Origin of the sequence: Streptomyces lunaelactis, from assembly GCF_003054555.1 — a bacterium.
Lineage (GTDB): Bacteria > Actinomycetota > Actinomycetes > Streptomycetales > Streptomycetaceae > Streptomyces > Streptomyces lunaelactis.
Genome location: NZ_CP026304.1, coordinates 3,765,254 through 3,791,332 on the forward strand (window position 1 = coordinate 3,765,254; position 26,079 = coordinate 3,791,332).

At 69.2% G+C, this 26,079-nt stretch carries 24 protein-coding genes and 4 pseudogenes; 11 read left to right on the forward strand and 17 right to left on the reverse strand.

Annotated features, from left to right (window positions below; genetic code table 11):
* Positions 1–33 precede the first annotated feature (33 nt).
* The gene (locus tag SLUN_RS16970; RefSeq protein WP_108149285.1) at positions 34–1,611 is read left to right on the forward strand and encodes a sodium:solute symporter family protein; all 1,578 of its coding nucleotides are present in this window, start codon (positions 34–36) and stop codon (positions 1,609–1,611) included.
* 136 nt (positions 1,612–1,747) lie between these two features.
* Here the strand turns inward: SLUN_RS16970 and SLUN_RS41215 are convergent, their stop codons facing one another.
* The 5 genes and pseudogenes from SLUN_RS41215 to SLUN_RS16995 all read right to left on the reverse strand — a co-directional run bounded on the left by SLUN_RS41215 (position 1,748) and on the right by SLUN_RS16995 (position 10,168).
* Entirely contained in the window at positions 1,748–2,863 is a 1,116-nt protein-coding gene (locus SLUN_RS41215) for an ADP-ribosylglycohydrolase family protein (RefSeq protein WP_108149286.1), read from the reverse strand.
* Positions 2,864–4,013: 1,150 nt separating this feature from the next.
* A pseudogene (locus SLUN_RS41220) lies at positions 4,014–6,800 on the reverse strand (tetratricopeptide repeat protein); the annotation flags it as partial.
* 42 nt (positions 6,801–6,842) lie between these two features.
* Complete coding sequence (locus SLUN_RS16985) at positions 6,843–7,103, reverse strand: hypothetical protein (RefSeq protein ID WP_108149288.1); 261 nt, start codon at positions 7,101–7,103, stop codon at positions 6,843–6,845.
* A complete protein-coding gene (locus SLUN_RS16990) occupies positions 7,100–7,447 on the reverse strand; it encodes a DUF6247 family protein (protein WP_108149289.1) in 348 nt (115 codons plus the stop codon). The genes SLUN_RS16985 and SLUN_RS16990 overlap by 4 nt, the downstream gene beginning before the upstream one ends.
* A gap of 120 nt (positions 7,448–7,567) precedes the next feature.
* Complete coding sequence (locus SLUN_RS16995) at positions 7,568–10,168, reverse strand: bifunctional FO biosynthesis protein CofGH (protein ID WP_108149290.1); 2,601 nt, start codon at positions 10,166–10,168, stop codon at positions 7,568–7,570.
* Positions 10,169–10,333: 165 nt separating this feature from the next.
* Here SLUN_RS16995 and SLUN_RS17000 point away from each other — a divergent pair, with 165 nt between their 5' ends.
* From SLUN_RS17000 to SLUN_RS17015, 6 genes and pseudogenes are all read left to right on the forward strand, one after another.
* A complete protein-coding gene (locus SLUN_RS17000; RefSeq protein WP_108149291.1) occupies positions 10,334–10,849 on the forward strand; it encodes an SseB family protein in 516 nt (171 codons plus the stop codon).
* Positions 10,846–11,493 carry a hypothetical protein gene (locus SLUN_RS17005; RefSeq protein ID WP_108149292.1) on the forward strand — a complete coding sequence of 216 codons (648 nt, stop codon included), beginning with the start codon at positions 10,846–10,848 and terminating at the stop codon, positions 11,491–11,493. The genes SLUN_RS17000 and SLUN_RS17005 overlap by 4 nt, the downstream gene beginning before the upstream one ends.
* Positions 11,493–12,485, forward strand: a pseudogene (locus tag SLUN_RS42360) (putative T7SS-secreted protein); the annotation flags it as partial. The gene SLUN_RS17005 and the pseudogene SLUN_RS42360, both read left to right, overlap by 1 nt.
* Positions 12,482–13,375, forward strand: a pseudogene (locus tag SLUN_RS42065) (RHS repeat domain-containing protein); the annotation flags it as partial. The pseudogenes SLUN_RS42360 and SLUN_RS42065, both read left to right, overlap by 4 nt.
* Positions 13,376–13,694: 319 nt before the next feature.
* The gene (locus SLUN_RS39470) at positions 13,695–14,075 is read left to right on the forward strand and encodes a hypothetical protein (RefSeq protein WP_159100276.1); all 381 of its coding nucleotides are present in this window, start codon (positions 13,695–13,697) and stop codon (positions 14,073–14,075) included.
* A gap of 480 nt (positions 14,076–14,555) precedes the next feature.
* Positions 14,556–15,056, forward strand: a complete 501-nt coding sequence (locus tag SLUN_RS17015; RefSeq protein ID WP_108149293.1) for a hypothetical protein — start codon at positions 14,556–14,558, stop codon at positions 15,054–15,056.
* Positions 15,057–15,083: 27 nt separating this feature from the next.
* Here the strand turns inward: SLUN_RS17015 and SLUN_RS17020 are convergent, their stop codons facing one another.
* From SLUN_RS17020 to SLUN_RS17050, 9 genes and pseudogenes are all read right to left on the reverse strand, one after another.
* Complete coding sequence (locus tag SLUN_RS17020) at positions 15,084–15,338, reverse strand: ATP-binding protein (protein WP_108149294.1); 255 nt, start codon at positions 15,336–15,338, stop codon at positions 15,084–15,086.
* On the reverse strand, positions 15,335–15,712 hold the full coding sequence (locus SLUN_RS17025; protein WP_108149295.1) for a hypothetical protein: 378 nt from the start codon (positions 15,710–15,712) through the stop codon (positions 15,335–15,337). The genes SLUN_RS17020 and SLUN_RS17025 overlap by 4 nt, the downstream gene beginning before the upstream one ends.
* Positions 15,713–15,809: 97 nt before the next feature.
* Positions 15,810–16,397, reverse strand: coding sequence for a Uma2 family endonuclease (locus SLUN_RS17030; protein WP_108149296.1), 588 nt, complete (start codon positions 16,395–16,397; stop codon positions 15,810–15,812).
* A 50-nt stretch (positions 16,398–16,447) separates the two neighbouring features.
* On the reverse strand, positions 16,448–16,849 hold the full coding sequence (locus SLUN_RS41230; RefSeq protein ID WP_254710258.1) for a hypothetical protein: 402 nt from the start codon (positions 16,847–16,849) through the stop codon (positions 16,448–16,450).
* Positions 16,824–17,384 carry a hypothetical protein gene (locus SLUN_RS41235; RefSeq protein WP_254710257.1) on the reverse strand — a complete coding sequence of 187 codons (561 nt, stop codon included), beginning with the start codon at positions 17,382–17,384 and terminating at the stop codon, positions 16,824–16,826. The genes SLUN_RS41230 and SLUN_RS41235 overlap by 26 nt, the downstream gene beginning before the upstream one ends.
* Before the next feature lie 572 nt (positions 17,385–17,956).
* Positions 17,957–18,277: pseudogene (locus SLUN_RS17040) on the reverse strand (GNAT family N-acetyltransferase); the annotation flags it as partial.
* Positions 18,278–20,425, reverse strand: coding sequence for an RNA polymerase recycling motor ATPase HelR (gene helR, locus SLUN_RS17045; RefSeq protein ID WP_108149297.1), 2,148 nt, complete (start codon positions 20,423–20,425; stop codon positions 18,278–18,280). It lies immediately after the preceding pseudogene.
* 1 nt (position 20,426) lies between these two features.
* The gene (locus SLUN_RS41240; RefSeq protein ID WP_257153747.1) at positions 20,427–20,549 is read right to left on the reverse strand and encodes a hypothetical protein; all 123 of its coding nucleotides are present in this window, start codon (positions 20,547–20,549) and stop codon (positions 20,427–20,429) included.
* A gap of 261 nt (positions 20,550–20,810) precedes the next feature.
* Positions 20,811–21,227 carry an ATP-binding protein gene (locus SLUN_RS17050; RefSeq protein WP_108149298.1) on the reverse strand — a complete coding sequence of 139 codons (417 nt, stop codon included), beginning with the start codon at positions 21,225–21,227 and terminating at the stop codon, positions 20,811–20,813.
* A gap of 122 nt (positions 21,228–21,349) precedes the next feature.
* Between SLUN_RS17050 and SLUN_RS17055 the strand changes: the two genes are divergently transcribed.
* Positions 21,350–22,204, forward strand: a complete 855-nt coding sequence (locus SLUN_RS17055; RefSeq protein ID WP_108149299.1) for a helix-turn-helix domain-containing protein — start codon at positions 21,350–21,352, stop codon at positions 22,202–22,204.
* On the forward strand, positions 22,201–22,383 hold the full coding sequence (locus tag SLUN_RS17060; RefSeq protein WP_108149300.1) for a DUF397 domain-containing protein: 183 nt from the start codon (positions 22,201–22,203) through the stop codon (positions 22,381–22,383). The genes SLUN_RS17055 and SLUN_RS17060 overlap by 4 nt, the downstream gene beginning before the upstream one ends.
* A 163-nt stretch (positions 22,384–22,546) precedes the next feature.
* On the opposite strand, the gene SLUN_RS17065 is transcribed toward SLUN_RS17060, so the two are convergent.
* Complete coding sequence (locus tag SLUN_RS17065; protein ID WP_108149301.1) at positions 22,547–23,371, reverse strand: LLM class F420-dependent oxidoreductase; 825 nt, start codon at positions 23,369–23,371, stop codon at positions 22,547–22,549.
* A 96-nt stretch (positions 23,372–23,467) separates the two neighbouring features.
* On the opposite strand from SLUN_RS17065, the gene SLUN_RS17070 reads away from it, so the two are divergent.
* A complete protein-coding gene (locus SLUN_RS17070; RefSeq protein WP_108149302.1) occupies positions 23,468–23,803 on the forward strand; it encodes a hypothetical protein in 336 nt (111 codons plus the stop codon).
* Between the two features lie 189 nt (positions 23,804–23,992).
* On the forward strand, positions 23,993–25,519 hold the full coding sequence (locus SLUN_RS17075; RefSeq protein WP_108149303.1) for a CehA/McbA family metallohydrolase: 1,527 nt from the start codon (positions 23,993–23,995) through the stop codon (positions 25,517–25,519).
* Here the strand turns inward: SLUN_RS17075 and SLUN_RS17080 are convergent.
* The gene (locus tag SLUN_RS17080) at positions 25,516–25,800 is read right to left on the reverse strand and encodes a hypothetical protein (protein ID WP_108149304.1); all 285 of its coding nucleotides are present in this window, start codon (positions 25,798–25,800) and stop codon (positions 25,516–25,518) included. The genes SLUN_RS17075 and SLUN_RS17080 overlap by 4 nt on opposite strands.
* Positions 25,797–26,072: a hypothetical protein gene (locus SLUN_RS17085; RefSeq protein ID WP_108149305.1), complete on the reverse strand. Its 276-nt coding sequence runs from the start codon at positions 26,070–26,072 to the stop codon at positions 25,797–25,799. Before SLUN_RS17085 ends, SLUN_RS17080 begins: the two co-directional genes overlap by 4 nt.
* Positions 26,073–26,079 lie beyond the last annotated feature (7 nt).

The following is a 26,079-nucleotide window of genomic DNA, read 5'->3' on the forward strand; positions in this document are numbered from 1 at the left end:
CTCGTTCATAAGGCGGACCCCTGGAGGGGGCACATGAACAGTCTCGACTGGGCCGTGCTCATCGGCTATTTCGGTGTGATGGTCGCGATCGGCGTCTGGTCCCACAAGCGCGTCGACAGCGTGAGCGACTACTTCACCGCCGGCGGAAAGATGCCCTGGTGGCTGTCCGGCATCTCGCACCACATGTCGGGCTACAGCGCGGTGATGTTCACCGGTTACGCGGCCATCGCCTACACCTACGGTGTCACCTCGTACGTCACCTGGTCCTTCCCCATCGCCATCGGCATCGCGATCGGGTCCCGGCTCTTCGCGCCCAGGCTCAACCGGGTGCGCTCGCGGCTGCATGTCTCCTCGCCGCTCGAATACCTCAAGAACCGCTACAACCTGCCGACCCAGCAGGCACTTGCCTGGTCCGGCGTACTGCTGAAGATCGTCGACGTCGGCGCCAAGTGGGCGGCCATCGCCACCCTGCTCTCCGTCTTCACCGGCGTCTCGCTCAATATGGGCATCCTGATCACAGGTGCGGTCACCGCCGTCTACTGCACGGTCGGCGGACTGTGGGCCGACGCCCTCACCGAACTCGGCCAGTTCGTCATCCAGTTCGTCGCCGGGATCGCGATGCTCGTCGCGGTCCTGGCCGAACTGGGCGGCTTCAGCAGTCTGTGGAACGTCTGGGACGAGCCGGCGCTCAAGGGGCACACCGAGCCGCTGGCAGGCCCGTACATGATGGTGTTCCTGATCGCCTATCTCTTCATCAAGACGTTCGAGTACAACGGCGGCATGTGGAACCAGGCCCAGCGTTACATGGCCACCCACTCCGCCAGGTCCGCGGAGCGCTCCGGCCGGCTGTCCGCCATTCTGTGGCTGATCTGGCCGCTGGTCCTCTTCTTCCCGATGTGGGTCGCGCCGCTGCTCATCAAGACGGACGTGCCGTCCGACTCGTACGCGCTGATGGCCGAGCAGCTGCTGCCGCACGGTCTGCTGGGCCTGGTCATCGTGGGCTTCTTCTCGCACACCATGGCCATGTGCTCCTCCGACGCCAACGCCATCGCGGCCGTCGTCACCCGCGACATCATGCCCGCGGTGTCCCGCAAGGTCCGCGAGTGGGACAACCGCGCCGGACTCATCGCCGCCCGCTGGACCACCCTGCTCTTCCTCGGTCTCTCCATGGCGATCGCGACCCAGGTCAACTCGGACTTCTTCGGTGACATCATCACCGTCGTCATCAAGTGGGTCGCCGGGCTGATGGGCCCGATCGCGATCCCGCTGATGCTGGGCCTGCTGCCCTGGTTCCGCAAGAGCGGACCGACCGCCGCCCTGATCAGCTGGGGCGTCGGCCTGGTGACCTTCTGGCTGGTCAACTACCCGATCAGCTGGAACGTCGAGGGCGGCGTCCCGCTGCAGTACCAGGTCTCAATCCCGCTGGTGGTCTCACTCGTCCTCTACATCGCGATCGGCTTCATCAAGCCGGAGGACACTCCGGAGCGGGACGCGGTGCTGGACTTCATCAACAACGACGGTCCGGACGAGGGGCTCGCCGCCGCGACGGTGCCGGCACCCGCGCAGCCGGCCGACGTGAAGGTGCTGGGCCGCGAGGGCGCGGACGGCTGACGCTTGTGGTGTGCGGGAGGGCCCGGCTCCTTGGGGGGAGCCGGGCCCTCGCGCATGTGGGCGGTGTCAGCGGCGCGGGTCTCAGGTGTGGGTCTCAGCTTCGCGGGTCTCAGCTGCGGGCTCAGGTGCGCGAGTCTCAGCTGCGCGGGTAGCGGGCCAGCCAGCCGGGCGCGGTCACCGTGGGGCCGTGCAGCGCCGGGCCCTGCGTCATCTCCATCGCGAAGTCGTCCGCGAGCTCCAGGACGGTCGCGCGGCCCTCCAGTTCGGAGAGCCAGGCGGGCGGCAGGGCGGTCTCGCCGTGCAGTACGCCGAGCAGCGATCCGGTCAGCGCGCCGGTGGTCTCCGACGGGCCGTCGTGGTTCACGGCGAGGCGCAGGCCGTGCCGGATGTCCTCGCCCACGAGGGCGCAGTAGACGGCGATACCGAGGGCGTCCTCGGCGTTGTGGCCCGCGCCGAGCGCGGCGATCCTGGCGGGGCTAGGAATGCCCTGGCGTACGGCGCCGAGCGCGTGCTTGAGGGCGTCGGTGACGGGCTCGTGGCCGGGGCGCGGAGCCAGCTGGGCGAGGGCGCGCTGCACGGAGCCGTCGAGGCTCTCGCCACGGGCCAGGCCGTGCACGATGACGGCGAGCGCACCGGCGGAGAGATACGCGGTGGGGTGGCCGTGGGTCTGGGCCGCGCACTCCACGGCGAGCTGGCAGACCAGCTGCGGCTCCCAGCCGACGAGCAGCCCGAACGGCGCGGAGCGCACGAGGGCGCCGGCGTCACGCGCGGCGGGGTTCTTGGGTGCTTCGAGGGTGCCCATGTTCTCGTCGCCGAGCCCGGTGAGGCAGGCCACGGAGGGGTCCCGGCGGGTGTAGAGCCACTCCTCGCGGGCGAGCCAGCCGTTGTCCTTGCGGCGCTCGTCGGGGCCCCAGTCGCGCTGGGTGGCCGCCCATCTCAGATGCGCGCGGTGCACATCGGTGGGCGGGTGCCAGGCGCCGGTGTCGCGGCGCACCTGGGCGCGTATCAGCCCGTCGACGGTGAACAGGGTCAGCTGGGTGGCGGCGGTGACGGCGCCGCGGCGGCCGTGCGCGGGCACGAAGTCGGCGAGGCCGTCCGGTCCGTGGACCTCGCGTATCCCTTCGAGGGTGAGCGAGGAGACTCCCGCGCCGAGCGCGTCGCCGATGCCGCCACCGAGCAGGGCGCCGCGCACGCGTGCGCGGAAGTCCTGCTGCTCGGCACGGCCCCAGACGGCTGTGGCTACTGCGCTCACCGCGCGTCCCTCCCTGGACTCCCGGGCATCGAACGATCGAACGTATGCCTGGCGCAGCACTGTAATCGACGCGGCGTGGGGGGTACGCGGGCGTGTTCCCCTGCCCGCCCCTTCCCGAACCGGGGGCAAGCCCCCGTCCCCGTACGGCCTCCGGCAAATTCAGCCCCTCCGGCGTTTGAGGAGCGGGGTCTGGGGCGGAGCCCCAGCAAGGGCGGCGCGACTTCAAGCCCCGTGGGGGTCCCCCCGGACGAAGTCTGGGGGGAGATTGAGGCGCGCGGTCAGGGGCGGAGCCCCGACAGGAGCCTCGCCGCCACGTGAGGCGCGGGGTCAGGCGGCGGCCACCGCGTCCCGCGCATCGGCCAGCCGTCGCAGCAGAGGCTCCAGCTCCGCCCCGTCCATCCCCCCGCACTCGCGGAGCTCGCCCAGCACCTCCATCACCTCCACCGCCCTCTCCCAGGTGTACGAGGCGTCCAGAAACTCCCCCAGCAGCGCATCCGCCCGCCCCCACTCCCCGCGCACGCCGCCGAGCACATCCCCACGCCCGCCACAGCTCCGCCGCCCCGGCCAGACCCTCCGTACGGCTCACCGTCAGCGCCAGCTGGAACTCGCCCAGCCCCGCATCGACCGCCCGCAGCCGCTCCGCCGCCTCCCTCGCCGCGGCGAAGTCGCCCGTACCGCGATGCGCCCGGGCCAGCAGCACGAAGTGCCCGGCTCCCTGCGCCTCATCGCCGGGCCGCACCTCCCCCAGCGGCACCTCCCCCAGCGCGCTCAGCGCGCCCTCGGGACGGCCGAGAGACAGACACGCGGCGGCACGCACATGGTGGGTGGCCGCGCCCTCCGCGCCGAGTTCCCGCAGCCGGTCGAGATCGGCGAGCGCCCGCAGCGGCCGGCCGACGGCCAGCTGCAGCGAGGCCCGCCGCCCGTACGCCCAGCCGTACCGGGCATCGAGCGCGATCGCCCGGTCCAGCTCCGCCCGCGCCTCCTCGAACCGCCCCAGGTCCTGGTACGTCGCCCCGCGCTCCGCGGCGATCCACGCCTTCTCCGGCTGGAGTTCCGCCGCGTGCGCCAGGTCGGGCAGCGCCTCCGCCAGCCGGCCGCGCCCGCGCTGCGCCTGGCCGCGGCTGCCGAAGACCCAGCCGTCGTCGGGGGTCAGCACGGCCGCGCGGTCGTAGTCCGCGATCGCCTCCTCGTAGCGCCCGGACCGCCGGTGGGCCTCCCCGCGCAGCATCAGATGGACCGCGTTGTCCGGCGCGAGGTCCACCGCCCTGTCGAGATCGGCGAGTTCGCCGTCGAGATCGCCGAGCGCCCGCCGCACCCCGGCCCGTATCGACAGCGCGAAGACGGTGTCGGCACCCAGCTCCAGCCCGCGGTCCAGGTCCGCCAGCGCTTGTTCGTACTGGCGCAGCAGCTGCCGCGCCCGGCCGCGGGAGACGTACGCGTAGCCGTAGTCCGGGTCGAGCGCCAGCGCCCGGTCGTAGTCCGCGATCGCCGCTTCGTACCGCTCGGCCAGCTGGTGCGCGTACCCCCGCTGCGCCAGCGCCCACTCCGTGAACCGCTCGCTCTCCACCGCCCGGTCCAGGTCGGCGAACTCCCGTACGCTGTCGCCGCGTTCACGGTGGATCTCGGCCCGTCTGATCAGCGCCCACACATAGTCCGGGGTCAGCTCCACCGCCCGTTCCAGGTCCGCCAGCGCTTCCTCGGTCCTGCCCAGCGCCTGCTTGGCCATCGCACGGCTGCCCAGCGCCCAGGCATAGGCCGGGTCGAGCACGAACGCCCGGTCGAACTCCGCGATCGCCTCCTCGAAGCGCCCTTCGTACCGCAGGATCTCCCCGCGCTCGCCGACGATCCACGCGTTGCCCGGGTCGAGCACCTCGGCCGTGGCGATGTCCGCCAGGGCTCCCTCGGTGTCGGCGAGCGCGCGCCGCACCTGGGACCTGCGCACCAGCGACCACACATGGCCGGGCTTGATCTCCAGCGCCCGGTCCAGGTCGGCCAGCGCCTCCCCGTCCCGCCCCGCCGCGTGGTGCGTCAGCGCGCGGCTGGAGAGCGACCAGGTGTCGGCGGGGTCGAGGCCGAGCGCCCGGTCGAACTCCGCGACGGCCTCCTCGCGCCGCCCCATGAGCCGGTAGGTCTCGCCGCGCCCGTAGTACGCGCGCCGGCACTGCCCGTCCAGGGTGACCGCCTGCCCGTAGTCGCGCAGCGCCTCCTCGTGGCGGCCGGTGTTGCGGTGGTCCCGGCCACGGATCACCAGGGCGGCCACCCGCCCCTCGTCGTCCGGTTCGCCACGGGCCAGGATCAGCCCCAACACCCTTACGCTCCGGTCCTGTTCGTCCTCCAGGGCGGCCAGCAGATCCCGGCCCCAGCCGCGCAGTACGTCGCTGTCGCCGTCGCCGCCCGCGTCCGCGACGGCCTGCGCCCAGCGCCGCGCGGGCACCGTGCCCGCGTCGCACGCGTCGATCCCGTCGCGCAGCACGGCGGGCAGCGCCGTCCGCGGCCGCGCGCACAGCAGGTGGTACGTCTCCTCGAGCCTCAGCTCGCGCCAGGCATCCTGCGCCCAGCGCTCGTCCGCCGCCAGCCCGTCCTCCGCGGCCTCCCGCCAGCCGGCGAACGCCTCCGCGAGCCGGGTGTGCGCGGCGCGCCAGCGCTGCGGTGAGCTGTTGCGCTGCAGCCGCAGCATCGGCTCCCGTACGACGTCGTGGTACTGGGCCCGGCCGCCGCGGTCGCTCACGAACGGCAGCGAGCGCAGCCAGCCGAACAGCCCCGCCGCGTCCCCTTCGACGGCCGCCCGGAACACGTCCTCGTTCAGCCGTCGCGGCAGCGCGCCCACGAGGGCGGCGGACCTGCGCACCGGGTCCGCCTCCCACTTCAGGAAGCGCTCCACCGCGGTGGCGCTGGGGTCGTCGACACCGCCCCGGTTCTCCCGGTTCTCGGGGTTCCCGGCGTTACCTGCGCCGCCTGCGCTGCCTGCGCTACCGGCCAGGGACGCGGCAAGGGTGGAGACGAGGACCGGAAGCCGCCCGGAGAGCCTGAGCACATCCCGTACGACGTCCTCCTCCACCACGCCCTTGGCGGCGAGGAGCTGGCGGGCCTCGGACTCGGTGAAGGGGGCGAGCGGGAGGTCCGTCACGAAGTCGATCCAGTCGGCCCAGCAGTTGAGGTCGAGCGGCTGCTGCCCCGCCATCGTGAAGACGACCTGGTCGGGCAGGAGGCCGTACTGATCGGTGGTGATCAGATCGCGCAGCCAGGTGTCGAGGAAGGGCCCGGTGCGTTCGTACGTGTCGAAGAAGAGCGTGATCCACGGGACGTCGGCCGCGACCCGGTTCAGCTCCGCCACCAGTACGGGGGTGAGCGCCTTGAGGGGGTCGAGGACCAGTTGTACGTCCTCCTGCTTGCCGAAGCGCGTACTCAGCGCGGCCTTCAACCGCTCGGCGCTCTGCGCCAGTTGCGCCGGATCGACGCCGCCGACGAGCGGGCCGACGCCTGGCACCATGCCCAGCGCGACGAGACCCGCCTGGGCGGCGACCGTACTGCCCGCCGAGGGCTGCTGCGGCTGCCCGTCCAGTAAGGCGGTGGACAGCGCCTCGGCCTCGTACCGCCGCTGGCGGTAGGTCGCGAGCTGCCGGTCCAGGGTCTTCAGCACCTGCCCCTGCTGGGCGAACTGGGCGCTGATCGCCGCCATCGCCTCGGGCACGCTGTTCACGGACTCGTCGAGGGTGGCGGTCAGCGCGCGCTGACCGCGGGCGGCACTCACCAGTTCCCGTACGAGGGAGGTCTTGCCGACTCCCGCGTCGCCGTGGATGTGGAAGATGAAGCGGTGCCGCGCGTCCTGAGGTGCGAAGTTCTCCCGGAAGACGGCGAGCTCATCGCGGCGTCCGACGAACCGCGCCTGCCTGTGGCGGCGGATCAGCTCCTGCATCGACGGACGTGCCGAACCCATGGGTCCCCCTCCAAGGTCACGCTCCAGTCTGAAGGCTGGGCGTCAGCCGTACCAGGTGACATTGCAGACGTAGACGCATTCGTGGCGTGGGACGGCGAGGAAGCTGATGAATCCACGGCCGCCCAGGAGATCGAACTCCCGTAGTCCGCCCTCCCTGTCGAGGGGCCTGCCGACCTTCACTGCGTCACGACCGAGCGCGGCAAGCTCGGTGGCGAGCCGTTCCACCTCTGCCACGACACCCGGCGGCAGCCCGTCGGTGATGTACTCCGCGCTTGGGTTGTAGTCCCATGACCAGTCCGTCACAGGCCGGCCTCTGCCTCGGCCTCATCCCGGATCCGGCGGATCTCGACGATGGCTTCCGACGGGTCCTGCTCACCTGCGTCCACGATCTGCTCCAGCTCGCGCAGCCGGGCGGCGCGCTGCGGGTGCCGCTCAATCGCGACGAACACACCCCATGAATGGACGAAGGCCCGCAGCGGGGCGAGGCTCTGCGTCTGCTGCGCGTTTGTCGTCGCCTCGAACAGGTGCTGGGTGAGCACCGGAATCCGACTGGGCGCGATCCGGGCGACCGCAGCCCGCAATGCGTCGGGTGTGAGCTCGGGCATGGGGATCAGCGGTCCGTACGGGCCGTCGGGCTGGGCACTCACGGTGACCTCCGGTGCGGGTGCTTCGGTCTTCGTACCGTACAGGCGGGGTTGAGCGGCCGACGTCGGACAGGGGCGTCCACTCCGTAAGGGTGAGCCACGGCGGGAGCCCGGAAGGACGTGTCACTCCGACAGCAGCGGCAGCAGCTCGGGCAGGTGTCCGTCCGACGCCCGCGCCGTCTCGACACGCTCCTGCGGCACCTCCCCGTACAGCGTCGTACGCGGCTTCGCCGGCCGGCCCGCCTCCTCCGCGATGGCGATCAGGCCCTGGATCGAGCGGTACGAGCCGTAACTGGAGCCCGCCATCCGGGAGATGGTCTCCTCCATCAGCGTGCCGCCCAGATCATTGGCTCCGGAGCGGAGCATCTCGGCCGCGCCCTCCGTGCCCAGCTTCACCCAGCTGGTCTGGATGTTGGTGATGTGGGGATGGAGGAGGAGCCGGGCCATGGCGGTGACGGCGCGGTTGTCCCGCGTGGTGGGCCCCGGCCGGGCGATACCGGCGAGGTAGACCGGCGCATTCGTGTGGATGAAGGGCAGCGTCACGAACTCGGTGAAGCCACCGGTCTCCTGCTGGATCCGCGCCAGCGTGCGGAGGTGGCCGAGCCAGTGGCGGGGCTGGTCCACATGTCCGTACATCATGGTCGAGCTGGAGCGGATGCCCAGCTCGTGCGCGGTCCTGACGACCTCGATCCAGGTGGCGGTCGGCAGCTTGCCCTTGGTGAGGATCCAGCGGACCTCGTCGTCGAGGATCTCGGCGGCGGTCCCGGGGATCGAGTCCAGCCCCGCTTCCTTCGCCGACGTCAGCCACTCGCGGATCGAAAGGCCCGTCCTCGTAGCCCCGTTGACGACCTCCATCGGCGAGAAGGCGTGCACGTGCATGCCGGGGACGCGCTCCTTCACGGCGCGCGCGATGTCGAAGTACGCGGTGCCGGGGAGGTCGGGGTGGATGCCGCCCTGCATGCACACCTCGACCGCGCCCACCTGCCACGCCTGCTCGGCGCGGTCCGCGACCTGGTCCAGCGACAGGGTGTAGGCGTCCGCGTCCGTGCGCCGCTGGGCGAAGGCGCAGAAACGGCAGCCGGTGTAACAGACGTTGGTGAAGTTGATGTTGCGCGTGACGATGTACGTGACGTCGTCGCCGACCACGTCGCGGCGCAGCTCGTCCGCGATCCGGGTGAGCGCGTCCAGAGCGGGGCCGTCCGCGTGCAGCAGTGCGAGGGCTTCGTCGTCGGTGAGCTTCGTCGGATCGTCCGCGGCCTGCCCCAGGGCCTGCCGTACGTCGGTGTCGATCCGGGAAGGCACCATGCCGGGCACGGCGGCCTCGCGGAGCGCCTCCCAGTCCCCGTACACCTCGTCGAAGTCGTCGCGCCGGTCGGAGGTCCGCCCGGTGGTGTCGATGGTGCGGTGCAGATCGGTACGGCCGGAGGCGGTGAACCCCTCGTCCGGCTCCTGCCAGGGCAGGCCGACGGGCGTGACGTCCTCGCGGGCCAGCCCGGTCTCCTCGTCGACCAGCGCCCGCACGTGCGGCAGCAGACGGGGGTCCAGCCAGGGCTCGCCGCGCCGGACGAACTCCGGGTAGACGCAGAGGCGTTCCTCGAGCCGGAAGCCGGCCGCCGCCGACTGCTCGGCCAGCTCGTCGATCTTCGGCCAGGGCCGCTCGGGGTTCACGTGGTCGGGCGTCAGCGGCGAAACGCCGCCCCAGTCGTCGATACCGGCTCCGATGAGCCGTGCGTACTCGCCCGCCACCAGGTTGGGCGGAGCCTGCAGGCAGGCGGAAGGACCCATGATGTGCCGGGCGACGGCGACGGTGGCGACCAGCTCGTCGAGCTCAGCGTCCGGCATGCCGCGCATCGCCGTGTCCGGCTTGGCGCGGAAGTTCTGGATGATGAGCTCCTGGATGCCGTGGTACGCACGGGAGACGCGGCGCAGCGCGAACAGCGAGTCCGCGCGCTCCTCATGGTTCTCCCCGATGCCGATCAGCAGCCCGCTGGTGAAGGGCACGGAGCTGCGCCCGGCATCCTCCAGGACCCGAAGCCGGACGGCGGGCTCCTTGTCCGGCGACCCGTAGTGCGGCCCGCCCGGCTCGCTCCACAGCCGAGTCGCCGTGGTCTCCAGCATCATCCCCATCGACGGAGCGACCGGCTTGAGCCGCTGGAAGTCCGTCCAGGACATGACGCCGGGGTTGAGATGCGGCAGCAGCCCGGTCTCCTCCAGGATGCGGATCGCCATGGCCCGTACGTACGCGATGGTGTCGTCGTACCCCTCGGCCTCCAGCCACTCCCGCGCCTCGGGCCAGCGGTCCTCGGGCTTGTCGCCAAGGGTGATCAGCGCTTCCTTGCAGCCCAGCTCGGCACCGCGCCGTGCGATGTCGAGGACCTCGTCGGGCGACATGAACATCCCGTGGCCCTCGCGGCGCAGCTTGCCGGGGACGGTCGCGAAGGTGCAGTAGTGGCACTTGTCGCGGCACAGCCGGGTGAGCGGGATGAAGACGCTCTTCGAGTACGTGATGACCCCAGACCGCCCGGCGGCCTCCAGCCCGGCATCGCGCACCCGCGCGGCGGACGCGGCGAGATCCTCCAGATCACTCCCCCGCGCCTGCAACAGCACGGCGGCCTCGGCGGTGTCGAGGGCGACGCCGTCCCTGGCTCGCTTGAGGGCGCGGCGCATGGCGTTCTCGGTGGGGAGTCCGGGCCGTCCCTGCCGTCCGTGCTGGTGATCCGTCATGAATCGAGCATACGAGCGCGGACTGACAGGGCGGTCCGGGGGCTGAAGGAAGCAGGCAGGGAACGGCGGAGACGCGAGGCTCGTCCTCCGCTGGAGCAAGCTTCCGCCATATCTGCACAATTGATCACTTAACGGCGTTGCTTGTGAGAATCGGATCATGTCAGCATGGCGCGTGTGACCAATAACGGGGGCGACATATCTGGGCCGGAGCGGCGTTCGAAGCTGGCGGATCTCGCTGATCTGACCGACTCGACGGCGGCTCCGGCGGCGGCTGCCGCGAAGCCTGCCGAGGCAACGCGGACGTCCTCGGCGGAAGAGCAACTCGCGGCGGCTCGCCGGGAGTTCGCAGTGCTGCTGGGGGAATTCCGGCGCACCGCGGTGCTCGTGCCGTTCGACGCGTACGGAAGCCTGTGGACCGCGGACCAGAACGGGGTGCGGTGGATCTGCGCGTTCTCGAACGAGGAGGCGCTGGCCCGGTTCGCCCAAGCTCAGGGGGATTCTCACCGCGAGTGGACGTACCGGACGATTCTGGGCGCGCGGCTGCTGGATGTGATGGTGCCGATGCTGCCGATGCCGGCCGGCGTTGCGCTGGACGCGGGCAGTGACGAGGGCATGTTGTTCCCACCGGTGGAGGGCATCGTGCCCGACTCGGCGGCGGTTGATCTCGGGGGGACGGAATGAGCGGGGAAAGCCCTGATCTCGAAGCACCGGCAGTGGCGTTGGCCGCCATTGCGCAAGGCATCAACCTGGCGCATGCCGAGTTGAAGGAACTCGGCATGATCGGCGAGGCCTCGACCGGACGCGGGTTCTCGGACCTGGCCCTGTCGGATCTCGAACTGGGCCATGGCGGGCTCACGGACCAGTTCCAGACGTTCTGCGACCGCTGGGAGTGGGGAGTCCGGGCGCTGACGCTGCGGGGAAACGGTTTTGCACAGGGGGTGGGCCTGTCGGCGGGCTCGTTCGCTGAGCAGGAGCAGTACGTCAAGGACTCGATCAAGATCGGCGTGAACTCCCTCAACGGGAACCCGCATCTGTCCGAGGACGAGGTCAAGGCCACGAGCTGGGACACGATCAGCACGCAGAACCAGTGGGACAACCCGGACTGGAGTGCCGAGTCGTTCTCCGAAGCCCATGAAGAGAGCAAGCAGACCTGGAAGAACACCAGTTATGACGTGATGGACGCGCAGCTGGACTCGATGGAGCGCTCGGGAATGATCGACCCGAAGATCCGTGACGCGGTGGACGGGGAGATGCGCGAGACGTTCGATCCGTCGGAGGAGACGATCGCGCAGGCTGAAGAGCCGCGGTGGGGAGAGCGGCGCTGATGCCCGACTGGGGAGCATGGGCCGACAAGAGCATCGATGCCATCGACGGCGGCATCGACAAGGCCAAGGAGAAGGTCGGCGAAGGTGTCGACTGGGCGACGGACAAGGCCGGCGACGGCCTGGACAAGGTCGGCGCGCACGACTGGGCGGATTCCGTCGAGGACTGGGGCGACGAGACCGCGTCCTCGCTGGGCGCGGAGGTCGGTGAGCAGCAGCTCGGCCAGACCGAGGAAGCGAACGAGCTGATCCACGGCAACCCGTCGAAGATCGCCGGGACGGTGAAGAACCTGCGGGACTTCAAGCTGGCGTTCGACCTGGTCGGCGCCGGGATGAAGAGACTCGACTCCAGCAACTGGAAGGGCGAGGCGGCCAACACCTTCCGGGAGAAGTTCCAGACGCTGCCCACCGACTGGCTGCACGCCGCCGACGCCTTTGACGACGCCGCCAAGGCACTGGAGACGTACTCCAAGGCGATCACGACCGCGCAGGGCAAGGCGAAGGAAGCGATCGCCCTGTACAAGGAGGGCCAGGCGACCTCCAAGACGGCCACCGACGAGCACAACAAGAAGGTCGACGCCTACAACGCCGCCCGCAACGGCGACAACCCGCTGCCCAGGCCCGCTGACTTCGTCGACCCGGGCATAGCCAAGCAGGAGCGGGCGCACGAGATCCTCAAAGAGGCGCGCCGCCACCGCAACGAGGCCGGCGAGACGGCGAAGACAGCTGTCACGGCGGCGCTGGCCCACGCACCGAAGGAACCCACCGGCCGCGACAAACTCAGCCTCGAGCTGATGGACTACGGCCTGGCCCAGGGCATCGAGCTGACCCACTTCAGCGCCGGCGTCCTCAAGGGCACGGCGGGCCTGCTCAACTTCGTCCGCTCGCTCAACCCGATGGACCCGTACAACCTGACCCACCCGGCGGAGTACTACAAGGGCGTCAGCATGACGCTCGCGGGCATCGCCTCCACGGCCGCCAACCCCGACCGGGCGGCAGGAGCTTCGACCTGGACGCGGCCGGCCGCGTCACGGCGGTCCATGCGACAAACTGGACGGAGCGGTACGCGTACGACGCGGCGGGCAACCAGACGGAAGCGTCGTGGCCTGCTTCGCACCCGGGCCAGGAGGCCACGGGGGCTCGTGCCTATACGGGCACCCAAATCAAGCGAGCCGGAAACGTTCGCTACGAGCACGACGCGCAGGGCCGAATCGTCCTGCGCCAGAAGACGCGTCTCTCGCACAAGCCAGACACCTGGCGCTACGAATGGGACGCGGAAGACCGCCTGGCTTCAGTGACCACTCCGGACGCAGCGGTGTGGCGCTATCGCTACGACGCGCTGGGCCGCCGCATCGCCAAACAACAGCTCGACAGCAGCAGCCAGACCATCCTTGAGCAGATCCTCTTCACCTGGGACGGCACAACCCTCTGCGAGCAGATCACCGAGAGCGGGGCACTACCCAACCCGGTCACGCTGACCTGGGACCACGACGGTCTGCGTCCGCTTGCCCAGACGGAACGCATCCTGGCAGCCAACGCCCCGCAGGATGCCATCGACGAGCGCTTCTTCGCGATCGTCACCGACCTGGTCGGATCCCCGAGCGAACTCATCGACGAGTCGGGCGCACTCGCATGGCACACCCGCACCACACTGTGGGGAACGACGACCTGGGCAACGACGAGTACGGCGTACACCCCACTCCGATTCCCGGGCCAATACTTCGACCCGGAGACCGGACTCCACTACAACTTCCACCGCCACTACGACCCTGGAACGGCTCGCTACCTGACGGCGGACCCACTGGGTCTGGCACCTGCCCCCAACCCAGCGACGTACGTCCACAACCCTCACATCTGGGCTGACCCACTCGGTCTGGCACCCTGCTTTCCGCCGGAAACACGGATCAACACACCAGAGGTTATTTCTCCGAGGCCTCTAAAGCCACACCAGGTGTTGGATGAATGGGAGAAATTCCTCGGCGACGGGCCTTACACCAACATTCACCCTCGAACAGGTCAAGTGGATCCCAATAGACTGGTTTCCGCCGACGGCACGCGAAGTATCCGCATGGGTGATCACGAAATGAACAGCAAGCCTACAAGATTCCACTTCCACCAAGAGACATGGACGTACATTTCCCCCTCGAATACATGGATCGTTGACAATACGATGGTACGAGTCCCGCTAGGATTGAAGTGAACACGTGAGAGTTCAAATTGCCGAGATCCTGGACACCCAATCCAAAATCGTTGCCTTCGACGGGCCTGCTGGATCGGGGTGGGCGTACTGGCACGGCTCAACGGAACCTCAAGCAGGTGCATACGACGTCGAGCTCGAAGTCCCAGACGTAGTCTCCTCATGGACCCTAACTACGGGACCAGATCTAATTACAGGAGAGTACTCGCGCCGCGAGGTGACACTTCGCGGCTCCGTTCAATCCGTTGGTGAAGACGACGTTGTCGCACTTCGCATCGACCGGGACATCGTGCTTGTTGAAGTCGGGGCTGACATCACGGAGGCATCCATCGGCGATTCGGTTGAATTCACGACGTCAAGCCTCTTGCTGTATCCCTATGCGATGTGACCGGCTCCGCCGGTGACGGGTCATCGAGCGAATCTCTTCAGGAGAAGAGCAGGGCAGATACGTCAGGGCCCTCCCCGCGTCAGTACTTCGAGGAGTCCCGCTGGACCGTCCGGTGGGAGGAATGAAACAACCAGCTCCGGAATTGCAAGGCGGAGGGCGTGGACGAGCCGAGTAAGTTGCAGATCTATGCCGTGGAAGCGGCAGCCGAGTCCGGAGGGACCTGCATCGCGAGGTGCGTCGGAGGTGTCGTCCGGGTCGGGCAGGTTTTCACGCACGAGTGCCCCTCGGGGGCTTCGGTCACGGACCTGAGGCTGACGCTGGACAGGATCGAGCGGTACGTCGGACAGTACGTGGACTTCTTCGACCCACCCCATGCCGCAAGGGTCCACTTCTCAGGCACTCGACATCGGCCCTTGCCCGCGGGGACATCATCACTTCCGCACCGGCCGGTGGGCCCATCGAATCTCTGGAGGGCTGACCGTGAACGCTCTTCCGTTCCTCGTCTCGTTCATAACGTCGGGGCGGCTGCACGGGCTGGGGATCGGCTCCACCCTCAGCGAGGTTGATCAGGCGATCCACGCCGGCTTCGTCGATGTGGTCGACGACGAAGGCCTCTCGCTGCGCCGGGACTACGGATTCCTCGAGTTCTCGTTCAACCCTGGCCCGGAATGGGTCATGGCCACCTGTTCCATCGAGTTGCACAGGCTCGCGTCGGGCCGTTCCACGGCCAAGAAATGGCGCAGGAGCATGCAGGTCGACTTCCCGCAGTACCTCGCGTGGGATGAACTGCGGGCCGAACTCTCCCGGGCTCCGGGGACTCCGTCCCTGAAGATCACGGACCAAGGCGGGTTCCTCGAGTACCGCGCAGCCGCTACGGACGTGTCCGTCATCGTGAGCGACGATCACGAAGCGCGCGGACGGTCGCTGGGGCACGGCGATATCTGGAGCGTCAGCCTGTGGGCTGCCGCGCGGGTGCGGTAAGTCGGCTCACGGCAGCAGAAGTTCGGCTCAGGCCGTCTTGCCGACGATGCGGTCCTTCGTACCCCAGGTCGTGGCCAGCGCCTCGACCAGCAACAGCCCACGGCCGGCCTCCGACTCGGGCGCCGGTGGTCTCGGCTCCGGTTCGCGTTCCCCGCGCGCGTCGGAGACTTCGATGCGCAGGGTGTCCGCGAGGGCGAGGCGCAGTTCGAAGTCCCGACCGGAGCTCCGTCTCGGCCGGGGCCTGGAGCCGCCGGAGCCCTGGAACAGCCGGCGACAGATCACGCCAGGGCGAGGATCGCTGTCGCGGTGGTCGTCTGCAGCGTGAGCTGGATGAGCACGAGCGATTTCCGCAAGCGCCTTGCCCAATCAGCCGTTGAGGTCACGATCACCGCCGCGACACCCGCTGCGGCGCTCCCCCAGAACGCGTACCACGCCACGGTGCCCAGCATGTCGGCGCCGCGGGCGCACTGTTCGCCGTAAGTGAGGCAGCGGCCGAACCGCTCGGACATCAGGACAGGCAGCCACGCGACAAGGGCGGTCGGGAGCAGCGTCGTCAGCCCGATATAGGCCGGCCGGTGCCATTGCCGGTCGCGGCGCGCTGGGACGGGGAGTGCCGGATCAGTTACCTGGCCGTGGAGGGCGGGAGCGTCGTTCATACTCTCCAGTTCGCCACAGACGGTCCCGTCCGGGATCCGTCCGGCTACTCATCCGCGTACTCAACCCGCAGCACGGCATCGCAGCACCGAACGGCGTTCAGTCGGCGTAGTCCTTGAGCTTCTGCGTCTCGAGCGTGATGCCGACCGGATCGGGGAGTTCGACAACGGCGCCGAAGGGGCGCGTGGTGATGCTGCGGTACGAGCCGCCCTCGGGTTCGGCATGGACGGTGACCGAGCAGGCGTCACGGTCGATGAGGAGGTAGACCGGGATACCGGAGGGCGCGTAGCCGTCGGGCTTCTCGACGCGGTCGGGCTGGTCGGTGTCCGCATCGCGCGAGGTGACCTCGACGGTCATCAGGACGCCGCTGGGCGCCGCCCACTCGCCCTGCGGGACGAAGTGGTCGATGGGTGCGAGAGCCCCGTCCGGACGGGCTCGCCCCCTGCGATACGTCTCGACCCTCAGGACTTGCTCAGGGTAGAGACGATGATCGGGGAGATGCTGCATGCACTGTTCAAGGAGCCACATCATGATGGCTCCGTGGACACCGTCCGGCACGGGCTTGACCTGGACCTTTCCCTGGATGAACTCCAGCCGCACCATCTCTGGCGAACGGCGGGCGAGTTCCTCGAACTCCTCGACCGACATCTGGGGCCGGGACGGCCGGGGGGTGGTCCTAGGGGTCATGGCGTGGCCTCCTCCCCTCCATGGTGCCCTGGCCGGCGCACCCTGCACGCTCATCCGCGACCCCTCGGGGGCAGACCAGCAGCGATGCGTGCGGCGTCCGCGTGCGCGGCCACGTCCGCCGGACGTGGTCCGGGGCGGAACGTGGCCGGGATGTCGTCCTCGTCCTCGCTGCGGCAGGCCTCGCACATGCCATTGATCAGCGGCTCGTCCTCCTCCGTCGTGTCGCAGAACATGCAGACCATGACGCTGCGCAGCACGGTCTCCGGCTCGCGGCCGGGCTTGGGTGGCATCTTGTCCTCCAGTCGTCGTTTCGCGATCCCGGCCGGGTTGTGGATCACGTCGGGCAGTCCGTCAGTCAGCGCGCGGATCAGGTGCTTGACGCTTGCGCCGTACTCCAGCCAGGTCGTGGCGAAGGGTTCCAGCCGCTCACAGTCGGCGGCGGAGAGAGTCATGCGGGGGGTCGGTACGGCCGAGGGCGGCGAGGGTCCGGTACGCGGTGGTGCGCTCCGGTGCGGGCTCGGCCTCGGGGGTCGTGGTGGCCGGCGGGTCGTCCGGAGCGTCGTCGGGGGCGTCGTCGGGGGCGTCGAGCATCACGCCTCGTACGCTCCGGCAGAACTCCTGCCACCAGGCGGCACTGCGGGCGGTACGCGACCAGTAGGTACGCGTCACCCAGCGCACCCCGTCGTCACGGGCCACCTGTTCCTTGATACGGCGCAGATGGCCCGCGTTCGTCAGTGCCTTGAGTGCGCTGCGGATCGCCGCCTGCCCGTAGCCGGCGATGTGTTTGGCCAGGGTCTTGTGGTCCATCGCCGCGCCCTCGGGGAGCCGGTCGATGAAGGCGGCGACGGCCGCTTCCCGCTTGGGCAGATGTGCGAAGTCGCTGCTGTGGCGGGGGGATTGATCGGGTGCGGGGCGCTTGCCGTAGCCGGGGCTGGCCATGGGGTGTGCGGGCGTTGGCAGGGCACAGCTAGAGTTGGTGTAAGCCACGAGATCGGTCCTTGTCGATCTTGGAGGTCAGACCCCGTCCGGTGCTGATAACACCGGTCGGGGTTGCTTATTGCTGCGAACGCTAGAGGCATATGACAGCGCGTTGCAAGTTGAACACCGATAGTCAACTCTTACGAGGATCGGGCTAGTTGGGGAGGGTGGGTGGGTTCAATCCACCAACCATTCCTTGCAAAGGGAGCTCGGGACTCGAAGCCCGGAGCTCGGAGCTCACCCCCCAAGGCAACGCGCACACCACGCACGCGCCGTTCACGCCTGGGCTTGGGCCTTTCCGTAGTTGGTGGTGTCGAAGACTGTGACGACGTCCGGTTCGGGCCAGGTCTCTGGCTTGGCGAAACGAAACTCCGGCCCGTGCTTGGGCAGACGCCGTCCGCTTGAGCCGGCTCGGGGTCGGTGACGCTTGCGGACACCTCAGAGAGGCTGACGGGGCCCACTGACGGTGCCAAGCGCCAGTGGCCCCCCTGCTCACAGAGCCACGGCTCAGGAACCGGCTGCCTTGACCTTGTCCACGTCGAAGATCTGGTCGGCCGGCGGCGCGGCGGTCACCATCGTCGTTACGGTCTGACCGGCCCACGCCGCCACTCGTACCGGATGTCGGGCTCCCGTTCTTCGTTCCGGCTGCCGTCCGTGTGCTCCACCGCGACGAAGCCGTGGCGTTCGTAGAACCGTTGCGCCGGGGCGTTGACCTGGAACGTCCACAGGGCAAGTCCGGTCGGGGACTGCGTCTTCGCCAGGTCAACGAGACGGTTGCCGATGCCGCGGCTCTGCCAGGACGGATCGACGTAGAGCTGGTCCAGTTCCTCGCCGTCGAGCACCATCATCGCGACGACGGCGTCCTCGACGGTCGCCACCCAGGTCTCCTGGCCCGGCACGACTCAGGAGCTCGTGAGGATGACGAGTTGCCGGGTCGCTCGGGTCATCGCGACATAGCGGTCGACCGCTCCTTCGATGCCCTTGCCGAACGCCTCTGGGTCGATGAGAACAACCAGGTCGAACTCGAGCCCCTTCGACAGCTCCGGGGTCAGCGACCGGACGCGGGACGTCGCCCGGAATGTGGGATCGCCGATGACGCAGGCGATCCCGTCGGCATGCGCACCGAGCCAGGTGTCGAGGATCGAGTCCAGATCCGAAACAGATCCGTGTACGACGGGGACGTCGCTGCTGCGGATGGAGGTCGGTACGTTGGCGTCCGGGAGCACGGCTCGGATAACCGGCTCGGCTTCCGCCATGACCTCTTCCGGCGTCCGGTAGTTGATGCTCAGGGGGGCCACGTTGATCCGGTCGAGCCCGATCCGCTCGAGCCGTTCCTGCCACGACTCTGTGAACCCGTGCCTGGCCTGGGCACGGTCCCCGACAATGGTGAAGCTCCGAGACGGGCAGCGGAGCAGCAGCATCTGCCACTCCGCGTCGGTCAGTTCCTGTGCCTCGTCCACGACGATATGCGCGAACGGGCCGGCGAGCAGGTCCGGTTCGGCGCTGGGCAGCGCGGTCTCGTCGATCAGGCTGTCCTGCAGGTCCCGTCCGCGCAGCATCGTCACCGCACCTTCACCGTCGTCATCGGCCGCGAGCACGTTGTCGATGACGCCGGCCATGCGCTCGCGTTCGGCGGCGACAGAGGCCTTGTGCCGACGCTTGCGCAGTGAGGCCTCCGGGTCGCCGAGCCGCTGCCGTGCCGCGTCCAGGAGCGGCAGGTCGGACACCGTCCAGGCCTGGGCGTCCTCGCGCTGCAGCTTCGACACGTCATCGCGACCGAGCCAGGGAGCGCACATCCGCAGATAGGCGGGTACCGACCACAGGTCTGCGACGAGGTCAGCCGCTTCGAGCAACGGCCATGCGCCGTCGAGGGTGCTGATCAGTTCCTTGTCGTGCAGCAGCGACTTCCGGAACAGGTCGGGCGAGACGTCGCCGTCGTGCTTGTCCAGCAGGATCGTGACCAGCTCCTCCCAGATCTGGTCCCGTGCTTCGTTGTGCGGAGTACCTGGTCCCGGTGCTTCGAAGGCCTCGGCCCAGTCGTCGGCGCTCAGCCAGATGTCGGACCAGTGGGTCGTGACCGTCATCCCCTTGGTGGGCGGCTCCTCGTAGAACCTGACGGCCGTCTCGATCGCCTTGACCATGTTCGCGGACGACTTCAGGAGGGCCACGTCCGGATCGGTCTCGGTCGCCGCTCCGGCTCCCTGGGGGACGAGGTCCCGCACGGTGCACGTCTGCACACCCTCCTCTCCGAGGCTGGGGAGGACGTCGGCGACGTAGGCCAGGTAGGGCTGGTGCGGACCGACGAACAGCACGCCGCCCCGACGGTGACCGAGGCGAGGGTCGGAGTAGAGGAGGTAGGCGGAGCGGTGCAGAGCGACGACGGTCTTCCCCGTACCCGGACCGCCGTCGACGACAAGAGCGCCCCGGGATCCCGCCCGGATGATGGCGTCCTGGTCGGCCTGGATGGTGCCGAGCACGTCTCGCATCCTGGCCGACCGGTTGCTGCCCAGGCTGGCGACGAAGGCGGACTGGTCGTCGAGCGCGGCGTGCCCGACAAACCCGTCCGAGGTGAACACCTCGTCCCAGTAGTCGCTTATCCGGCCGCGCGTCCAGCGATACCTGCGGCGGCTTGCCAGACCCATCGGGTCGGCGTGGGTGGCTCCGAAGAACGGCTCAGCCGCGGGGGAGCGCCAGTCGATCAGCAGCCGACGGCCCGCGCTGTCCGTAAGGCCAAGCCGTCCGACGTACACGGGCTCGGGGTTGTCCGCGCTGACCACGTGTCCGAGGCACAGGTCCAAGCCGAAGCGACGCAAGGCGCGCAGACGACCGGTCAGCCGGTGGATCTCCAGGTCCCGCTCCATCGCCTCCCGGCCAATGCCGCCGGGCGCCCTGCGCTCGGCATCGAGGCGGTCGGACAGTTCGGCGATCGCCTGCTCGAGGCTCTCCGCGATGGCCGCGAAGTGCTGCTCGTCGCCGGCGATCAGCATCGGGTCGGCCTTGGGGGAGAGGTGGTCGGGAAGGTCAAACGCGCTGGTAGTCAGGGGGTGCATGTCACCAGCTCCGATCTGAGGTCGCGCCCGCGAACTCCGGCGGCGCGCACACCCGCCACACCCGCACCTCGGCGCCGAGTGCCCGCAACCGCAGCGCGAGTTCCCACCACCGGCTCGACGTCACCGCCCGACCCATGAACTGGCAACAACACATGCACTTCGTGAATCTCCCGTTCCCGCAGGTTCTGGCCTAGGCCAGCGATTCTGCGGCACGACCCGGGTCTTGCCGCAAGCCCCCCGGTGCGCTATAAGTTGAAAGTGGCAAGGGGTGGGTACTCTCCCTTGCCTTTGCTTTTGTCGCCCGCGGTGGACGGGCAGGCCCTTCGCCAGGCGGCGACGCGCCACGTACGGCGGTTTCGTCCCCGCGCCGGCTCAGTAAGTCGGCTCACCGCAGTGCCAGTTCGGCCCAGATCGTCTTGCCGATGACGCGGTCGGCCGTGCCCCACGCCGAGGCGAGTGCGTCGACCAGCAGCAGGCCGCGGCCCGTCTCCGAGTCGGGGTTCGGTGGCCTCGGGGCTGGTTCGCGGTCGGCGCGGGCGTCCGAGACCTCGATACGGAGAGTCTTCGGGCAGAGCGTGAGGCGCAGTTCGAAGTCCCGGCCCGGGACGCGGGCGTGTGTGACCGCGTTCGCCGCGAGTTCAGCCACGATCAGGGCGGCCGCGTCGGAGGAGTCGCTGCCGTACGGGAGCCCCCAGCCGTCGAGTTGATGGACCGCGAGGTGGCGGGCCAGGCGGGCGCCCCGCCGCGTGGCGCTCAGGCGCTGGGTGAACTCGGCGATGGGGGTGGCGGTTTCGGCTTTCATGTCACTCAGCGTGTCCGGTTCGCCGTACCCTGACCAGGAGTGAGATCGCGACGCTGGGTAACTGTACGAGTACGGACGGCGGGCTGTACGGGCGACGGCCGTGACCGAGAAGGCGGTACGCCATGACGGAAGAGCGGCCGGAGCGGCCGGCTGAAGTGGACGGGACAGCGCACCTCTTCAGGGCGCTCGGTAAGCAGCTCAAGGTGCTGCGGGAGAACGCCGGGCTGAGCCAGCGGGAGTTGGGGGTGGCCGTCCACTGCGGGGAGGCTCTGATTTCCTCGATCGAGCGCGGCGTTCGGACACCGCAGCCCGATCTTCTGGAACGCGCCGATGAGTTGCTGGCTGCGGGTGGTGTGCTGAAGGCCGCCGTGGAGGATGTGCGGGAGGCCCAGGCGAAGTCCCGGACACGGCATCCGGACTGGTTCCGAGATTACGCCAAGGCAGAGGCAGAGGCCGTTGCCCTGCACGTCTACAGCGCTCAGGCTGTGCATGGCCTTCTGCAGACCGAGGAGTACGCGCGCGCCGTCTTCACTCAGCGGCGTCCGCTGCTCGACGAGGAGACCGTTGAGAAGCGGGTAGCCGACCGGTTGGCCCGTCAGCAGATTTTCGAGCGCTGGCCTCTGCCAACCTTCAGCTATGTGCTGGAGGAGGCGCTGCTCCAGCGGCCGATCGGCGGACAGGCCGCCCACGAGCGCCAGTTGCGCCAACTGCTGCGGATCGGCCGACTGCGGAACGTTGAGTTCCAGGTGATGCCTACCGAGCGCGAGGAACACCCGAGCCTGGGTGGCCCGTTCAACCTGCTGACACCCAGGGGGCGGCAGCAGGTTGCGTACATTGAGATCCAGGGATACCCGCGGCTGATCACCGACCCGGAAGAGGTTCGAATCTTCACCGAACGCTATGGGATTATCCGGGCGCAGGCTCTCACGCCCCGGGAGTCTCTGTCCCTGATCGAGAAGACGCTGGGAGAGCGATGAACACCGAGCACGTCCAGTGGTTCAAGAGCAGCTACAGCGACGGTGAGGGCGGCGACTGCGTCGAGGTCGCCACCTCCCCCAGCACCATCCACATCCGGGACTCCAAAGTCACCGAAGGCCCCAACCTCGCCGTCACCCCCACCACCTGGGCGACGTTCGTCAGGTCCGTGCGTGTCTGACTGACGTCGAGGCCGGCCGCTCGGCAGGGTCGGGGTACATGAAGTCGTCACGACTGATCGTCCTCGCCGCCCTGTCCGTCGCCGCCCTCATCCCCACGTACGGGCAACCCAAGCCCGGGGCCCCAACGATCCAGGCCCCGGGGACGAGCACCGGCTATGCGGACTACACGTACTGCCCGTACTCGTCCAGCACCCGCAGCACATCGCCCTCCCCCGCCGGAGGGAGCTGCAGCACGACCTCCTCCACGCCCAGTTCCGCGTAGTGCGCGAGCTTGCCGGGCGTCGGCAGGACCGCGTACGGGACGATCTGCAGCGCACCCGGGTCACGGCCCGCCGACTCCCAGGCCTCCCTCAGCACCGGGACCGACTCCGTAAGTCCCCGGCCGCCGATCGGAAGCCAGCCGTCCGCGTACTCCGCGATGTGCGAGAAGAGCTTCGGGCCGGCCGCTCCCCCAATCAGGGTGCGGGGGCCGCTCACCGGCTTCGGGTAGGCGTACGACGCCCGTACTGACCCGAACTCGCCCTTGTAAGCCGTCGGTTCGCCCGCCCACAGCGCCCGCATCAGCGCCATCCGGTCCCGGCCCAGTTCGCGTCGCGTCGTCCACTCCACGCCGTGGTCCGCGGCCTCCTCCTTGTTCCAGCCGAATCCGAGGCCCAGCGTGAAACGCCCGCCCGACAGATGGTCGAGGGTCGCGATCTGCTTGGCCAGGTCGATCGGGTCGTGCTGGGCCACGAGCGTGATGCCCGTGCCGAGGCCGAGCCGCGAAGTGACCGCCGCGGCCTGGCCGAGGGCGATAAAGGGGTCGAGCGTACGGCCGTACTCGGGGGGCAGTTCGCCGCCCGCGGGGTAGGGAGTCGACCGCTCCACCGGGATGTGCGTGTGCTCCGGCAGATAGAGCCCGGCGAATCCGCGCTCCTCCAGCTCGCGCGCCAGCCGTACGGGCGTGATCGTCTCGTCGGTGAGGAAGATCGTGGTCGCGATCCGCATGTGGCTCCTCCATGGATTCATTGCTGGTGGCGGGCCAAACGTATGCCGTACGGTGCCAGATGCCGAGAGCTCGGCGACAACGGGAGGATCCACCTCATGATGCGTATCCGCATCGCCACCACCGCGCTTGTGCTGTCCGGCGCACTGCTCGCGGGCGCGCCCGCCGCGTCGGCGGCCTACGCGCCCACCGCGGCCGTCGCCACCCACAGCATCGCCACCCACAGCATCGTCGCCGCGCCCGGAGCCGGGCCGTCCGTCGCCAAGGCGCCGACGACGGTCAGCACCGTCGGCAAGGACCGCAAGAAGAACAAGAAGAAGAAAAAGAAGAAGAGCGGGCTCTCGTCGGGCCTCGTCATCGGTCTGATCCTCGGCATCGCGCTGCTTGTGATCATCGTGCTGCTGCTGATGCGGCGCAACCGGAGCCACGGCTGACCGGAGTCACGACTGCCCGAGTCACGACTGGCCGGAGTGACGACTGAGTCGTCACGGTGGCCGGAAATCCCACCCGAAAGCCAGGAGCAACCCGGCAACCCCCTTCCCTTGCACGGCCGTTCACGGCTCAATACCAGGGTTTGAGTGCATCACTTCTGTCCCTCTCACCACCCCTGGGGAGCCGACGGCATGTGCAACGACGAACACGCACAACACGCGATGGACAGACGCGGACTGCTCGTGACGGGAGCAGCCGCGGCGCTTACGTTGGGCACTGTGAGCTTCGCGTACGCCGCGCCGAATGAGGGCGCCCCCGCCAACAGCGAACCCAGCGAGGTCGTGCGCGGCACGCTGCCGCCCGGCTCCCCCGACTTCGTCTATCTGCCGGTCGAGATCCCGAAGGGAGTACGCGAGATTCACGTCGCGTACTCCTACGAGCGGCCCGTCGTGCCGCCCGGCACCCAGGGCAACGCACTGGACATCGGCATCTTCGACGAGCGGGGCACCGCACTGGGCGGGAAGGGATTCCGCGGCTGGTCGGGCGGGGCGCGCACGGAGTTCTTCATCCGCGCCGACGAGGCGACACCGGGCTACATCCCGGGCCCGGTGCGCGCCGGCACCTGGTACATCGCGCTGGGGCCGTACACCGTCTCGCCGCAGGGCCTGGCATACGAGGTAACCATCACGCTGCGGTACGGCGCGCCCGGCAAGACCCCCGAGCCGGTCTACCCGCCCGAGCGGGCCAAGGGCCGCGGCCGCGCCTGGTACCGCGGGGACTGCCATCTGCACTCCTGGTACTCGGACGGCAAGCGCACTCCCGCCGAGATCGCCGCCCTCGCGCGCGCCGCCGGACTCGACTTCATCAACACATCCGAGCACAACACCCACTCCGCGCACGCCCATTGGGCCGACCAGGCGGGCGACGACCTGCTGATCCTCACCGGCGAGGAGGTCACCACCCGCAACGGCCATGTGGTCGCGCTCGGCACCGACCCCGGCACCTTCGTCGACTGGCGCTACCGGGCCAGGGACAACCGCTTCGGCCACTACGCCCGCGAGATCAGGCGGGCCGGCGGCCTGGTCGTCCCGGCCCATCCGCACGCCACCTGCATCGGCTGCAACTGGAAGTTCGGCTTCGGCGAGGCGGACGCGGTGGAGGTGTGGAACGGTCCGTTCACGCCCGACGACGAGGTCTCCCTCCAGTCCTGGGACAACACGCTGGTCGCGTCCGTACGCTCCGGAAAGCGCTGGACCCCCGCGATGGGCAACAGCGATGCCCACCGCGACCCGGACCCGATCGGCACCCCGCAGACGGTCGTGCTGGCCGACGATCTGACGCGCGAGGCGATCCTGGAGGGCATTCGCGCGGGACGCTCGTACGTCGCCGAGTCCAAGGCTGTGTCGCTCTCCTTCTCGGCGGCGGGCGGCCGCGGCCGCCACGCGGGCATCGGGGAACGGCTCCACGTCGACCCCGACGACCCGGTCACGGTCCGCCTGGAGGTGGCCGGCGCCCCGGGCTGCTCGGTCCGTTTCGTCACCGACCAGGGCGTGCTGCACACGGCCGCGCTGCCGGCGTCGGGGGCGGGAACGGTGGAGTGGGGCACGACGGCGCAGTACGCGGCGTACGTCCGCGCGGAGGTCCGCCGTCCCCCGGCGGTCCCGGTGCTGCCGGGCGCCCTGGCGGCGTTCACCAACCCGGTGTTCCTGGGGGGCTAGCCCGGCAACTTCTGCGGGTCCCGGAAGTAGTAGACAACCGTCGCGCCCATGCCGGGGGTGTGCTGATAGACCACCGTGACCGCTTCGGCGGAGTCCCGGGCAAGGGGCGTCGTGTAGGTGTACTCCCTGGTTGGCGGACGCCAACCAGGGATCTCGGTCCCTGCAGCAGGGTCTCGGCCGATCACGGTGAGCGCCACGAGAGCGACTTCCTTCTCGCCCTCCGTGAGTCCTTCGAACGACTGCTTGGCCGAATCGGCTTCCTCGACGGGGACCTCGCTCACACGCCACTGCTTTCCGGCCGCGCCTCTTCGAGGGCGGCCATGACCGCAGGCGAGTTACGGATCTGGACCCGATGGCGGTATGCCCGTACAACCATCGCGACGGCTTCGAGGTCGTTCGTGGGGGATGCTCCTATGGCGACGGACAGCTCCGCCTCGAACTTCTCCCGGTCGCCAGGGAATCCGTAGCGGCTCAGTGCGGTCCGCAGATCATCGACGGTCCGGATCTCCGGCAGAGGCATCGCACCCTGGTAGTGCTCGGACTGTGCACTCATGATCTGC

Excerpts from the sequence above, each read along its gene's own strand:
- SLUN_RS16970 (WP_108149285.1), top strand. The coding sequence starts at position 34 with ATGAACAGTCTCGACTGGGCCGTGCTCATCGGCTATTTCGGTGTGATG.
- SLUN_RS16995 (WP_108149290.1), bottom strand. The coding sequence starts at position 10,168 with ATGACGGATCACCAGCACGGACGGCAGGGACGGCCCGGACTCCCCACC.
- SLUN_RS17000 (WP_108149291.1), top strand. The coding sequence starts at position 10,334 with ATGGCGCGTGTGACCAATAACGGGGGCGACATATCTGGGCCGGAGCGG.
- SLUN_RS17005 (WP_108149292.1), top strand. The coding sequence starts at position 10,846 with ATGAGCGGGGAAAGCCCTGATCTCGAAGCACCGGCAGTGGCGTTGGCC.
- SLUN_RS17025 (WP_108149295.1), bottom strand. The coding sequence starts at position 15,712 with ATGAACGACGCTCCCGCCCTCCACGGCCAGGTAACTGATCCGGCACTC.
- SLUN_RS17030 (WP_108149296.1), bottom strand. The coding sequence starts at position 16,397 with ATGACCCCTAGGACCACCCCCCGGCCGTCCCGGCCCCAGATGTCGGTC.
- SLUN_RS41230 (WP_254710258.1), bottom strand. The coding sequence starts at position 16,849 with ATGACTCTCTCCGCCGCCGACTGTGAGCGGCTGGAACCCTTCGCCACG.
- helR (WP_108149297.1), bottom strand. The coding sequence starts at position 20,425 with ATGCACCCCCTGACTACCAGCGCGTTTGACCTTCCCGACCACCTCTCC.
- SLUN_RS17050 (WP_108149298.1), bottom strand. The coding sequence starts at position 21,227 with ATGAAAGCCGAAACCGCCACCCCCATCGCCGAGTTCACCCAGCGCCTG.
- SLUN_RS17055 (WP_108149299.1), top strand. The coding sequence starts at position 21,350 with ATGACGGAAGAGCGGCCGGAGCGGCCGGCTGAAGTGGACGGGACAGCG.
- SLUN_RS17060 (WP_108149300.1), top strand. The coding sequence starts at position 22,201 with ATGAACACCGAGCACGTCCAGTGGTTCAAGAGCAGCTACAGCGACGGT.
- SLUN_RS17065 (WP_108149301.1), bottom strand. The coding sequence starts at position 23,371 with ATGCGGATCGCGACCACGATCTTCCTCACCGACGAGACGATCACGCCC.
- SLUN_RS17070 (WP_108149302.1), top strand. The coding sequence starts at position 23,468 with ATGATGCGTATCCGCATCGCCACCACCGCGCTTGTGCTGTCCGGCGCA.
- SLUN_RS17075 (WP_108149303.1), top strand. The coding sequence starts at position 23,993 with ATGTGCAACGACGAACACGCACAACACGCGATGGACAGACGCGGACTG.
- SLUN_RS17085 (WP_108149305.1), bottom strand. The coding sequence starts at position 26,072 with ATGAGTGCACAGTCCGAGCACTACCAGGGTGCGATGCCTCTGCCGGAG.